General features: G+C 47.0%; 11 protein-coding genes. 2 read left to right on the top strand and 9 right to left on the bottom strand.

Annotation, left to right across the window (positions count from 1 at the left end):
• Positions 1-18: 18 nt before the first annotated feature.
• Both MHI15_RS29550 and MHI15_RS29545 read right to left on the bottom strand, forming a co-directional pair.
• Complete coding sequence (locus MHI15_RS29550) at positions 19-837, bottom strand: TrmB family transcriptional regulator (protein WP_076124492.1); 819 nt, start codon at positions 835-837, stop codon at positions 19-21.
• A 40-nt stretch (positions 838-877) separates the two neighbouring features.
• Positions 878-1,669: a zinc ribbon domain-containing protein gene (locus tag MHI15_RS29545; protein WP_076124493.1), complete on the bottom strand. Its 792-nt coding sequence runs from the start codon at positions 1,667-1,669 to the stop codon at positions 878-880.
• Positions 1,670-1,912: 243 nt separating this feature from the next.
• Between MHI15_RS29545 and MHI15_RS29540 the strand changes: the two genes are divergently transcribed.
• Positions 1,913-2,602: a GTP pyrophosphokinase gene (locus MHI15_RS29540; protein WP_051491247.1), complete on the top strand. Its 690-nt coding sequence runs from the start codon at positions 1,913-1,915 to the stop codon at positions 2,600-2,602.
• A gap of 364 nt (positions 2,603-2,966) precedes the next feature.
• Here MHI15_RS29540 and MHI15_RS29535 read toward each other — a convergent pair whose 3' ends face one another.
• From MHI15_RS29535 to MHI15_RS29525, 3 genes are all read right to left on the bottom strand, one after another.
• The gene (locus tag MHI15_RS29535) at positions 2,967-4,118 is read right to left on the bottom strand and encodes a WD40/YVTN/BNR-like repeat-containing protein (RefSeq protein ID WP_076124495.1); all 1,152 of its coding nucleotides are present in this window, start codon (positions 4,116-4,118) and stop codon (positions 2,967-2,969) included.
• A 141-nt stretch (positions 4,119-4,259) separates the two neighbouring features.
• A complete protein-coding gene (locus tag MHI15_RS29530) occupies positions 4,260-5,051 on the bottom strand; it encodes a hypothetical protein (protein WP_076124497.1) in 792 nt (263 codons plus the stop codon).
• Positions 5,052-5,084: 33 nt separating this feature from the next.
• Complete coding sequence (locus tag MHI15_RS29525) at positions 5,085-8,180, bottom strand: DEAD/DEAH box helicase (RefSeq protein ID WP_341165205.1); 3,096 nt, start codon at positions 8,178-8,180, stop codon at positions 5,085-5,087.
• 463 nt (positions 8,181-8,643) lie between these two features.
• On the opposite strand from MHI15_RS29525, the gene MHI15_RS29520 reads away from it, so the two are divergent.
• The gene (locus MHI15_RS29520) at positions 8,644-9,411 is read left to right on the top strand and encodes a TspO/MBR family protein (protein ID WP_076124500.1); all 768 of its coding nucleotides are present in this window, start codon (positions 8,644-8,646) and stop codon (positions 9,409-9,411) included.
• A 94-nt stretch (positions 9,412-9,505) separates the two neighbouring features.
• Here the strand turns inward: MHI15_RS29520 and MHI15_RS29515 are convergent, their stop codons facing one another.
• The 4 genes from MHI15_RS29515 to MHI15_RS29500 form a co-directional block, all read right to left on the bottom strand.
• Positions 9,506-9,886, bottom strand: a complete 381-nt coding sequence (locus MHI15_RS29515) for a RidA family protein (protein WP_341165204.1) — start codon at positions 9,884-9,886, stop codon at positions 9,506-9,508.
• Positions 9,887-9,979: 93 nt separating this feature from the next.
• Entirely contained in the window at positions 9,980-10,645 is a 666-nt protein-coding gene (locus tag MHI15_RS29510; RefSeq protein ID WP_076124502.1) for an oxidoreductase, read from the bottom strand.
• Positions 10,646-10,664: 19 nt separating this feature from the next.
• Positions 10,665-11,939 (bottom strand): MFS transporter, encoded by a 1,275-nt coding sequence (locus MHI15_RS29505; RefSeq protein WP_051491245.1) that lies wholly within the window; start codon positions 11,937-11,939, stop codon positions 10,665-10,667.
• Positions 11,940-12,034: 95 nt separating this feature from the next.
• Positions 12,035-13,447 (bottom strand): ATP-binding protein, encoded by a 1,413-nt coding sequence (locus MHI15_RS29500; RefSeq protein WP_076124504.1) that lies wholly within the window; start codon positions 13,445-13,447, stop codon positions 12,035-12,037.
• Positions 13,448-13,610 lie beyond the last annotated feature (163 nt).

The raw sequence follows: 13,610 nt of genomic DNA, 5'->3' as shown, positions 1-13,610 counted from the left end.
ACCTCCCTATGATAATAACTACTGCGCCTGTTCTTCCCCATCATCGCCTTGATCATACATAACATATTTGCTATGAATTTTGCTGTAACGTTCTCCATAACGCTCTACTAATTCTGCGCCCATATCCTGCTCCAGCTCGAACAAGACCATTTCCTGTGTAAAATGATTCAACAGCAGCTCCACTAACACCGGGTGCTCTGTTACCACTGCTTGCGCGGATCCATCATCATAACGCATCCCCAACATACACCAGCTCCGGTCAATCACAAATGAGAACTTCCGTCCATCCGCCCGCTGCGAATTTTTTCCGAATGACGGCCATACCGGGTAAGAGGCAGCAGCAGCATTGCCACCGTCAAAAGCCCATAAAAGCCTAACGCCACGCAGTTCGGCCTGTTCAAGTTCGCTCCGCAGAAGCGACGCTTCCTCGCGCCACATATCCACTACAATCTCCTGCTCTGCCATGTTAAGCTGGCGAATCAGCGCCCCCATTACATTGCGGTCGCCCTCTACATTATAAAAAGAAGGACTAACAGGTCCCCCGCGAGGCATCTCACTTTCCATATAAGCCAGCGAAGCTTGAACTCTTCCCGAGATCATCGTCGCCAGCTCCTCCGGATTAAGAACACTATACCGCGCAGGCTCTCCTTCACCACATCGTACATATCCCTGCTGTGTTAGGCGCTGAAGCGCCGCATACACATTTGATCTTGAAACTCCGAGCTGTTTGGCAACCTCATAGCCAGAAGCCTGACCTTTAGTCGCAAGCTCGACCATGATTTTGGACTCCATCTCCGTGAAGCCCAGATTGCGCAGATGCAGCAGCAGCTGTTCCATCTTGTTGTCCCCCTAAGCCCTAAGCTGACTGATATCTGTACTATATTTGCTCCGATCCACAACGTGGACACCATAAGGAGCCCTTTGGCAATTCATTCCGACAGATTTGACACTTAATCATATCACGAACACCACTGTCCTGGGTGACTGCGGTCTCCTCCTGATGTTCATTCGCGTTCCAATCGCGGATGCGACGATCCAGCTCAAGCTGTCTTTGTCTTTCCCGTTCCAGCTGATCAGCATGTCTGCGATCCCGTTCAATGTCATGTTCGTTCGCCGCATATTCCTCCAATGGCAGCTCATCATCCTCTGAAGGCAGGATCTCAGAATACACCACACTTTGCGGATGGAGCTTCATTGCAATCTCCTTCTCTTCATCCGTTAGCTCATCCGCACCATAGTATTGATCCTCATCCTCTTCGTCCTCATCCACAGTTTTGACGAATACCGGCGGTGACGGAATCTTTCTTGATGTGGTTAGCTCCTCCAGCTTACTTCCACACTTTGGACAAAAATTTGCATCGAGCGCCACAACATTGCCACAAGAACATAACCGTTCATTTTTCAGTTCAGCAATTCTTGCGCGTTGGACTTCAATTTTTTCCTGAAGCTTGGAACAGGTCCGTGCCAGTTCTACCATTTTGCCTTCAGCTACAGACATATCCTTAGAGCGATACCCTTCATAAAAAAGCCTGCCCATTTTCGTGAATTCCACTTCCATCTCACGTTCAATATCGGAAATAAGCCCGTTCAGCTTGCCGATCTCAACAGAGCTTTGTGCTTTTTCGGTAACCCGGCTCGCACTATCTTTGATTCGTTTCATAAAACTCATTACAGTTCCTCCCTCTCCAGCGATACGTGTTTCTATCATACCAAATGTATCGAACAGATTCATTAATGTGCTTTAATACGCGATTTAGCGGAGAATGTTCCTATAAATTCTTATTTTCCCTGATTTCAGACGTTATTTTGCGTCAGGGGTTCTACATCGGTTAAAATAGAATTAATCACAAATAACGAAATTGGGAGAGTTTCAGTGGAAGAACATGACAGCACACAGCTTACGCTAAAACAGATGCAGGTACACGTTAAGGATCTGCAACATTGGCAAGATAACGAGGATTTCACAAATCTTATCAATGAGTTCAAGTCTCTGCCAGCACTCTATCGCCATGCACTAAACGATCTTGAGAATAAAATCGATGTGATCAAAACGGAATGGCAGGTCCGTGACGGCTTCAGTCCCATCGAGCATGTTAAATGCCGAATTAAAGAACCCAAGAGCATCCTTCAAAAGATGGAGCGCAAAGGTTTCGAGTTCAACTTGGAAAATATGGAGCAGCACATTCACGATATTGCAGGTATGCGGATTGTATGTGCTTTTGTTAAAGATATTTACCGTCTGGTTGATCACCTCAGCACACGCGAAGACATTCGCGTATTGGAGATCAAAGATTATATAGCCCATCCCAAGCCGAATGGGTATCAAAGCCTGCATCTTATCGTCGCAATTCCGCTCGTCCTGCTGGAAGGAACACGCTGGGTCAAAGCCGAAATACAGCTGCGAACCCTAGCCATGGACTTCTGGGCAAGTATGGAACATATTCTGTATTATAAATTCGATAAGCAGCTTCCTTCGCATGTTGCGGAAGAATTGAAGGATGCCGCACGCGCCGCCGATGAACTGGATCAAAAAATGCTGCGCCTACGCCGCGAGATTCTGGAACTTGCAGAAGGGGAATCCCCTGCCGGCGGGCAGGTTTAAGCTTTCATATTTCTACATTTCTCAAAAATTAAGGGGATGTCTCATAAGCCATGACAATGGCTGCTGGGACACCCCCTTCTTTTTAATCGATTAGGCCGTTTGATCGTTACCATTTGCCGCCGAAGCAAGGTGCTATCGGACACAGCCTATCTTATTCGCAAAATAATCCTCCATTTTGCATACTAACGGACCCCAAAGTCGCTAACGGCATAAAAAACTCCGGATCTGCGCCCTCCTATATAGGATAGCTGCACTGGAGTCCGAAAACATACTGGATAGGCGATAAATGTGTGAATAACGCCTCCTGAGTCCCTAAACCTCAACCAACGGCTAATCATGACCCGGCGTTCCGCTGTATTCAGCCTCAAGGCTTACTAACCAAAGGCTTCCATGTAACGCCGCCATCTGTAGTGGTCTTTAGAAATCCTGGACCCGCCAACCAACCGTTTTTCGGCGTAACGAACTGAATGTTTTCTGCCTTCGCGAATAGCTGTGATGTCGCAATCAACCTCCAGCTTACACCCCCGTTGACAGTCGCCACCAGTTTGCCGCCCTCCTGCAAAGTCCAACCTTCACGAGCGTTCAGCCATGTTGTTCTCGCTGCCTCAGTACCGAGCAATTGAGGGCCAAGCTTCCATGTCCTGCCTCCGTTATCACTTGTGTAAAACACCATACTTCGAATCCCATCGTCAACGATCTCCAGCGGCAGGATGCCTTTCATATTGTCTTTGCCTGAGAATTTAGGCGGATAACTATTACTGTAAGTAAAGGCTGCCAGAGCAGCTGGCTTCTTTAATTGCTCCGGCTTCCAGCTCTTCCCGCCATCCGTAGTTCTGAATGTTAAAATGTATTCTTGCCCATGGTTGCTGGAGGTGATCCAGCCATTCTGGGAATCCTGAAAGGTTATCCCTGTTGGATAGGCTTTAATACTCTCCGTTAGATTTCCGATTCGCTTCCAGCTGTTCCCGCCATCAGCCGTGCGATACAAGGATTTCTCCATCATCCCGAGACCAGGTTCTGAATCCAGCAGCACATACCCGTTATTCACATCGATAAAATGAATAAAACCGCCACTGTATCCTTGCTCCCAATCCTCCGTGACGGGAAGTTTTGTCTCCTTCCAGGTCTGGCCCTGATCAGAGGTATGATAGATCAGGACAGGTTGCCCTATACCATGACTACTTATAATCCAGCCATTTGTGGCATTCAGGAAAAAGCTTGCTGCGGCAAAGATGCCTGTTTCTTGTGGAATAGGAACAATATTGCTGTCCGGATGGTACCAACTACTTCCTCCATCGTTCGTAGTCCATAATCCAGTCTTATCTATTCCCCACCCATGCTTTATGTCATTCATGCTAAATTTAGCAGGATACCCCTGCAAAGAATTCATATCCGTCTTCAGCTCAGCGGTATTTATCCCCATACTCGAATCTAAACCAAGATTATCATTTACCATGTAGGATTGCAGAAATAACCCAGCAATGATTATCGGGGCAAAAACGGCATATAGTCTCAAATGAAACCCTCCTTTTTCCATTTCCTTCTATTCTATAATCATAGACAGAGTTTAATAGTAAAAGGTTACAGAAGCTTTACACAAAGAAGAAGCCGCCTCCTCAGATAGGAAGCGGCTTCTCTAAACTCCACTGCTGTTTAACTACGCCTTACTTGCACGACGGGCAGCAGCTTCTGCTACTCGATTCATAATCAAAGTTAGGCCTTCTAGAGCCTTAGGTGTCTGAGGCAGCAAAGCTCCCCAGTCTTCCGTTACCGCTGCTACTACCGGCGATGAGGGAAATGGCCTAGCCGTAATCTCATGGAACTGCGGTCCCGGCTGGTGAAGCGAACCTTCAGCAGCCGCTTCTGCAAGCCATTCCCCAGAAGAAATTGCGGGGCCCTTGCGCTCTAGCCGTGCTAATTCTGTTGCAAGCTCACTAGCTGGGGCTGCCTCTGTCTCAGAATCATCGGCAGCTATATCAGTTTCAGCCCAAAGGGCAAATATTCCATCCAGGAGTTCTCCCTTAGTAAATCCTCTCAGAGAAAGCGCCAGCAGCGGCTCTTCAGCAAGTCGTTCTTTTATAAGCTGCAGAGTCTCCGCCTGGTTCTCTAACCCTTCCCCCTCAAAGAGGGCTTGCTCCAGCTCAGTATCTGTAGGCAGAAGCTCCAGTTCCGCCAGCCCACCCGTCAATCTCCCTTGCAGCAAAGCAAATACCTCATCCGGACTTAGCGCCAGACGCCGCAATATTTCTTTTCTACGGGCAGCATGCCATACTGGAACCTTCAGAGAGAGAGGTTGCTCCGTTCTTTGTCCCTGAGGAACAGCAGAAGTACCGACATTCCATTCACCTTTTGCCCGCGACCCTCCCGTCACTTTCCCGGGCGAAGCCGTCCATGCTGCTTTTACTAATCCAGGCACAACTTCCAGCCGCATCTCTAACAGTTCACTCATTGTTCGATCCCTCCGTATTGCTCATGTCTTTCTTTACATCCAATCCTGATCCTGCAGTTCAATAAGCTCCTTCAGTTCATGATTAGACATCTCGGTCAACCATGTTTCACCAGAACCAACAACCTGCTCCGAAAGGCTTTTCTTCCGCTCAATTAATTCGTCAATACGTTCCTCCAGCGTTCCTTGGCAAATCAGCTTATGAACTTGTACGTTCTTATCCTGCCCAATTCGGAAAGCCCGGTCTGTCGCCTGATTCTCCACTGCCGGATTCCACCAGCGATCGTAATGAATAACATGATTGGCCCGGGTTAGGTTCAAACCTACTCCGCCCGCTTTAAGAGATAACACGAAGAAGGCTGGCCCCTTGCCCTCTTGAAAATCATGCACCATCTCGTCCCGCTCCCGTTTTGGAATCCCCCCATGAAGGAACAGCGGCGATGTACCATAACGCTTAGTAAGCTTGCTCACCAGCAGCTCCCCCATCGCTACGTATTGCGTAAAGATCAACACAGATTCGCCAACTTCAGCGACACTGTCCAGCACCTCGAACATAACCTCCATTTTACCGGAATATTCATTGCGTGGACTCCGTCCTTCTTCTTTCCGGAATAGCTGAGGATGATCGCAAATCTGCTTCAGCTTCGTCAGAGAGGATAACACCAGTCCACGGCGAGCCATACCACTGCTCTCCCCGATCACACCGAGCATTTCATCCACGACACCCTGATACAGGGCAGCTTGGGTCTCGGTCAGCGGGCAATAAGACTTCAGCTCCAGCTTCTCCGGTAAATCCTTAGAAATATCCGGGTCACTCTTCAGACGCCGCAACAGGAAGGGGGATACCAAGCGATGTAGCTCCCGCAGGCGTTCCCCACCTTCACCAGACACATAACGCTGCCGGAAGGAATGATAGGTTCCTAAATAGCCCGGGTTTAAAAAGTGGAAAATAGACCATAACTCGCCAAGTCTGTTCTCTACCGGAGTACCTGTCATAGCTATGCGATGCGGCGCTGATAACTTCATCACACTCTGCGCCTGCTTCGTACGGTGATTTTTAATATATTGAGCTTCATCCAGCACCACTGTTGACCACTGAACATTGGCTAAATCCTCACTGTCACGGCCTGCCAAATGATAGGTCGTCAGTACGATATCATGACTGGTTGCCAGTTCTAAGAAGCTATCTCCCCGAACACGGCGTCCACCATGATGTATGTGTACATTAAGCGAAGGTGCAAAGCGCTGCAGCTCCCGCTGCCAGTTGCCAAGAAGCGATGTTGGGCAGAGAATCAGTACAGGCTCCTGCTTCTCTTCAGGGGGAGCACTTAACGCCCGGTCCAGCAGGCAGGTGATAACCTGCACCGTTTTACCTAGACCCATATCATCGGCGAGGCATACCCCAAAACCCAGACCACTGAGCTCGGCCAGCCACTGATAACCCCGCTCCTGATAAGGTCTTAAAGTTCCATGCAGACCCTCAGGTACAGGACGCACCGGAAGATTACGTAATACATCTCCGCGCATAAGTGATGCCAACAGCCCGGATGTCTCCATCCCAGTGACGGACATTCCTTTCCAGAGCCGATCTTCACCATCCTCGGCTTCTAGACGCATCCAATCCGCGGCAGTCATTTCTCCGTTTTCATGGCGTTTCATATATCTAAGAACCTGGCGGATTTCTTTAGGATCTATCTCGATCCATTCCCCGCGGAAACGTACAAAAGGTACACCGGCCTCTACTAATGCATTTAATTCTTCCTCACTAATCGTACTATCTCCAAGCGAGGCCTCAATACGGAACGAGATCAGCTCTTCCATACCCAGAGCTGCGGGCGCCGGACTATCGCCCCCGTTCACGCCCGGCTGCATTTTCATCTTCATGCCAATGCGGCGGCGTCCCTCACGGCTCCAGCGCGAAGGCATCTGCACCGTTATTCCCCGATCGCGCAGCTGCTGCACCGTCTCCTTCAAAAAGAAATAAAGACGCTCCGGTTCCAAATCCGCCCCCGTAGGCGCAGGCTTAGCAAGAGCGCGCTGAATATCCGGCGATATCTTCGCAGCCCGGCCCAGCGCTATAAGCAGCTGCTGCTGGATATTGCGATAGCGTTTACCCCATAACGTAAACTCTCGTTCTTTACTACTCCAGATCGATTTGGCGGGAAACCAGAATTCCCCTTCTTCCTTATTCTCCGCCCAGAAGGTTAACCGCCAGACTTCATTATTGTTTTCATTGTCTTCTGGCGGCTCCAGCCGTAGCCCAAGACCCAGCTGCCCGCTCCGTGCTTCCTCTGGCTCTGAATGTGGCACATCGCTGCCAGCGGTCTCGTTCACAGTGACCAAAAGGTCTGTCACCTCTGCCGGAGTTCCTTGCACGGGTATATCTCGGCTTCCCGTGAGAAGGCTATTCCACCACAGTTCAGTTAAAGGGGAATAACCCCGGCGATAATTCGCTTTATAAGGGATTAACTCACTTTCAATGCCCGCAATTACTTTTTTTATCTCAGCAGTCATTACAGCCTGCATAAAGGAGTAAAGCACATATGCTCCAGCCTCATCACGAGAGGATAAATCCCCTGCCTCTGCGATATGCGTTCCTAGTGCAAGAACAGGCATGGATGCTGCCAGCTGCAGAAAGATCTCTTTGTCCTCCTGCTTTCGGAAAGCTGGCGACCAGCAGACCGTCGCCGCCTGTTCGCCGCCGCGGCGACGTGAGCCCACAGGGCGTGGTGGCAAGGCCCCCGGCGTAATCCCGCCCGTACCCATCAGCTCCAGCGCAAAACGTGCCGCTGCTGCCCAGTAACGCAGTTCGCCGCCTGGCTCCACTCCCTGATCTCGGCATAACGTCTCATCCCATGCCAGAAGCAGTTGAAATGCATCGCTAGGAACCAAGGCGAGCCCTTCGAACGTTCGTCCGGGCAATCCGCGCCGGGCTGGCTTCCCCTCTACAGGGGGAGCCGGATATTTCACTTCTGCCAGACGCAGAGCAGCAGTTGCAAAAGGACGCACTCCTCCCTGTAGCTCCATCCGCTTCACTACGCGAGTCCAAGCGTCAACCTTCGGCTCCGAAGTTTCGCCAGAGAAGCAAAATAAAACGTCCCCTAACCATATTGCATACAGATGCTTAGTCATCGGTGATCTCCTGTCTTTTAAGCAAGCAAAAAAAGAACCAGCCCCCTACCATCAGGAAGGGTAACTGCAACCTTTTCCGCGAGAAATAAATTTTGAAGCTATACAAGTAGAAGTCGCTTCTTCCTCTTTTAGAGAGGGAATGCGGTCCTGCGGTAAATATAAGGATAAAGAACTAGGACAAAACTTATATTTTCTTGAATCTTCATCTCTTCATCTTATACGAAAAAGCGCTGATTTAAAAACATTTCTGCATATTTTCTGTAGATTTTTATGAAATAAAGTTGAAGGATATAGAAACACCCAGTAATTTGATTCATTTAAAATACCCCGCACTACTGCCCTACTATCCAAGAATGTTATGACTCACTAGTCACTTCTTTTCTTTTAATAGTCTTAATTAGGTCAAAAAGGGGTATATTCTAAATAAGCAACACCCTATTAAAAAAGCTAGGGAGTGAATTATTTGAGACGTTATAATCCTTATAAATGGTGGAACCTCGTATTCTTTGTGGGTGTAATTATCGTAAATGTGCTGGCGGTAACCTTGCCTTTGGGCGGAAACAGTACAGGAGAAATCTCTGACAAATATAAGACTTACATGACTCCTGCTGGCTACGCGTTCTCCATTTGGTCGCTGATCTACCTCTTGTTAGCCGGTTTCGTTATTTATCAATTCCGCTCCTATACAAGTTCTAGGGATTCTGTACGAGCTATTTCGTTCTGGTTTATCCTGAGCTGTGTTTTTAATATGAGCTGGCTTTTCCTCTGGCAGTATCTATACATCGAGCTTTCTTTGATTGCCATGGTGTTAATGTTAATTTCCATCATTGTTATCTATCGCCGAACGCGCCAGATCGCAAATCCTACTTCAGGTGAGAAATGGCTGATCAAGCTACCCTTTAGTATATACCTTGGCTGGATCTCTGTGGCGACTATCGTGAATGTTAGCGTTGTTCTGGAGAAAAATCATTGGGATGGGTTTGGACTTAGCGGGATAACCTGGGCCGTGATCATGCTCTGCGTGGGGACACTGCTTGCGGTGTTAGTCAGCTACCCTAACCGAGACAGCATCTATCCTCTGGTCTTCGTATGGGCTTTCATCGCGATCGCCTTGGAACATAGAGAAGCTAATGCAGTCTTTGTAACGGGCACAGTAACGGCAGGTCTTCTGCTGCTCTACAGCATTTGGCTATTGCTCACACCACGCCGCAGAAGATACAGCAGATACTGATTGTCCTCTTGATAATATAAAAAGGCAGGCTAAGAAGGTGATCCTCCTTAACCCGCCTTTTTTTGTAGAATAATCTAGAAGTGCGAAATCATATTTATTTCTTACGTGCTACCGCTTCGATCTCAACAAGTCCGTTTTTGGGAAGTCGAGCAACCTCAATGGCACTGCGGGCAGGATAAGGTTCTTTAAAGAAAGTGCTGTAAACCTCGTTAACTGCTGCAAAATCATTCATATCTTTTAGGAATACGGTGGTCTTCACTACATGATCCAGTGATGCACCAGCTTCCTCAAGAATAGCTTGTACATTGCTAAGTGCTTGACGAGCTTGTTCCTGAACGCCCTCAGCCAAATTCCCTGTCTCGGGATTAAGGCCCAGTTGTCCTGAAGTGTATACCCAACTACCGGTGGTAATGGCTTGACTATAAGGACCAATGGCTCCTGGTGCTTTTGTAGTAGCTACTTGTTTTTTACTCATCTTGTTACCCCTCTCCATTAAACGCTGATCATTTATTGTCCATTGTAAGTCCTGTTCTCACCGTAATGCAAATTTATTAGCAGCCTGAAAAACTTAACGTTTTCCAATCACATGTATTACTTCATTCGTGTAGATATGCAAACCATGCGTGTCAGCAGAGGCAATGTTAACCATAGCTCTCGCCACAGTTACACCAGGTATGGCACGATATTTAGCCGCTTTGCCAACCATCACAAACTCCAGTGCTTTCATCAATCTAGCCGCGACGCGTTCTCCCAGTCTGAATTCCTCACGATGACCCAGCAGCAAGGATGGCCGAAACAAATGCAGCCCTTGAAAACCGATTTTGCTTAACGCTTCCTCTGCTCTCCCCTTAGTCCGACTGTAGAAATTGCGCGATTTGGCATCTGCCCCCATGGATGAAACAACCAAGAACTGTTTAACACCGTGATCTCTCGCAATAGCAGCAGCTGCAAGCGGATAATCCAGATCGACACGTTCGAACTGCTCTTGTGAACCTGCCTTCTTGATCGTAGTCCCGAGGCAACAGAAGATGGAATGAACGCCTTCGAACGAATCGCTATACTCCGCCAGGCTCTCCCAATCCACAACGATTTGCTTAAGCTTAGGATGTTCTAAAGCTAATGGAGTCCGTACAAGCACTCTCACCTCACCCCATCCTTCACGATTCAGCAATTCCTCCGTAACCGCTTTCCCTACTAATCCAGTAGCCCCTAATACCAACGCAATCCTTAACATGGAATAGTCCCCTTTACTTCTATTCGTCCTTTAGAATACGACGGCCCAGCAGGAAGGCAAGAGCGATCATAAGCGTTCCCACTACCAACTGCATACCGTATACTTGGGTCCATTGCGGCCAGTGGGCAATTTTTTCATACAGCTGTCCCCCAATAAGCGGACCAAAAAAGGATGATAAACCCGTAAGCGCCGCATAGGTCGCCATATACATAGGCCGTTCTTTTTTCGGCGTGTCTCCAATAATAAAATTAAAGGCCAGCTGGTTGAAACCGCCTACACCTACACCAAAAACAATATGAGCGGCAAACAACACCAACAGCATCGGCAACACAGACAAGAGTCCCCACATCAACGAGGACAAGGCAATAATCGGCAACGTAAAGAACAACAGACGTTTATTGCTATATTTTGCATTTAGATTACCCCAAACGTAGAAACTAGCCATCATAAAAAGAGTCTGGGACACATTAAGCAGTGATAACGTTTCATAATTTATATGAAGTAACTGCAACATGACATACGAGTATAGCGGAACAGTTAAATTCTGCAGCAGCAACCAGGCGGCCAGAAACAAAGTAGACTTCATAAATAAAGTATCTTTAAGCGGTTTCTTAAACATCGGTAAAAATTTATGTTCTTCCGATTTCTCGAAAGGCACGTCGGGATAAAAAAAGAATACAACGACGTTAGAGATCGCGAAGATCCACACAACAATATAAAGAATCAGAAAGCCATGGCTCCCGGGATAACGATCCAAAACGATACCCCCACCATACATCACCAGACTACCGAGTGCATTCAGGAACGTATTACGAATCCCAAAATAACGTCCACGCACACGTGCCGGAACAAGATCGCTGATCACAGAGCTCCACAGCACACCACCCGCCGTATTGGCAATAAAAGCAGTAGTATATAAGGCTATAAAAGCCATGACCCAATACTCTTTAGGAAAAATAAACGGAATTAGCCCCGTAGAACTCCAAAGTATCCTATGCAGGCCGATAAAAGTAACCATAGCCCATTTGCGGCTTGGCAGCTTCTGAATCAAAAAAGCTACCCCGATCTGCATCACGTTAACCAAAGTGGTAAGCGCTAGCACAAATCCAATTTGACTTGAAGTGGCTCCTAAATATAGCAGGAATCCTGTTAGAAACTGCCCTTGCAGCAGGACCTGGAAAATGGTCGATGGCACACCTTCCCAGGTAGCAATGCGCAAATTCCTGCGATGTACTGAGGTTTTACGGACACGCTTTGAACTAGTAACTGTGTGCTTAGTTTCCATGTTGTTCATAGAAAGGGGTAACACTCCTTTGATGCGGCATTTGCTTCATTCTACTCCGCATCAATCTACTGTCAATACGCCAAATTAACAAATAATATTGGAGCTTACTCTTCTATGAATTCGAGGGGTAAATAAAGCGAAAAACGACTCCCTTTACCCTCCTCACTTTCTAAAGTAATGAACCCTCCGAGCAGTCTGGCCAAATCATTACTAATAGAAAGTCCTAATCCTGTTCCGCCATATTTTCGACTAATTGTTCTATCCGCCTGTTGGAAGGCTTCAAAGATCATGGCATGCTTCTCTGGTGCAATACCTATCCCACTATCTTCTACCTCAAATACAATCCAATGCTTCACAATAGCTCTTTCCCCACGTTCCTCTTGACGAATACGGAGTGCGACATGGCCAGACTTTGTAAATTTAAAAGCATTAGAGAGCAAATTACGCAGGATCTGCTGAATCCGCTGTGGATCGGAATGAATCATTTGCGGGATGTTTTCTTCCATAGCAATAGTAAATTCTAATTCCTTTTGTTTAGCCGTGACAGCGAATTGCATAGCCAGGATCTCTGGGATCTCAATAACACTTAAATCTTCATTTATAATATCCAATCGACCTGCTTCCACTTTGGACAGATCTAATATATCGCCAATTATCATCAATAATTCTTCACCAGAACGGCGAATAATGGCTGCATACTCACTCATTTCTGCTTCCGTAAGAGAATTATCATTGTCTTCAATTAATTGCGATAAATTAATGATGCTATTCAGTGGTGTTCGAAGCTCATGAGACATATTGGCCAGAAATTCGGATTTAAATTGCGAAGCCATCATTAACTGATCGGCACGTTCTTCAAGCGCTATCTTATTCTTATGCAGCTCCTCCGTCTGGGCGGACAGTTGTTCATTAGCACGCTGAATCTGCACATTCCGTAAGAGTCCTAATTGAAAGTCACGAATAATTAAGGAGAATAGAACACTTAGAATCAACCCCGCAGGGAAAGTAATCGGCATAATCTCTCTTATGTACTCTGGGGCGGGAATCACACCAAACACCATAATGTTGATTGCATTCATTACATTTACGACTAGAATCACGATCAAACCTTTGTTCACTATGCATAAGCTAGATCGTCTGACCCAGTAGCTAAGCGCAGCACAAATAAATCCTAGAATGGACAAATTAATTGTACCAGCCATTGCTGCCTCATTTACTCCAAAAGTTAACCGTGTAAGACCTGTTCCTATACCAATCAAAACAAGAATGAAAGGATGCGGATAAGCCAGCGTTGAAATAATAAGTGGCACAAAACGTAAATCAAAAATCACATGCTCATCCAGCCTATATCCAAAAAGAGTACTAATCCACCCGGCAAAGATGGCTAGTAATACCCAGCTTACTTTCTTTATTCTTACACTTGCATTTGAAATGGTGCTTTTATATATAAGATTAGCCAAATAGGCTACAGCTATTAGCATCGCGGTGTTTCCAAAAAATATTTTAAGATAACCCATAGATTCACTCCCACCTTGGCAAAATAAATTACAACTTTCATCTCATAATACTACCATACTAAAGCCCTATTCGATAACTAACCGCCCACGGACGCAGAAGAAGAGCGCAAATCAGATGCGATTTGCGCTCTTCTTCTGGAATTTTATTATAGACGTCATTAGT

Source organism: Paenibacillus sp. FSL H7-0918 (assembly GCF_038007025.1).
In the GTDB taxonomy this organism is placed as follows: domain Bacteria; phylum Bacillota; class Bacilli; order Paenibacillales; family Paenibacillaceae; genus Paenibacillus_AQ; species Paenibacillus_AQ odorifer.
This window is presented reverse-complemented; position numbering and strand designations above follow the sequence as displayed.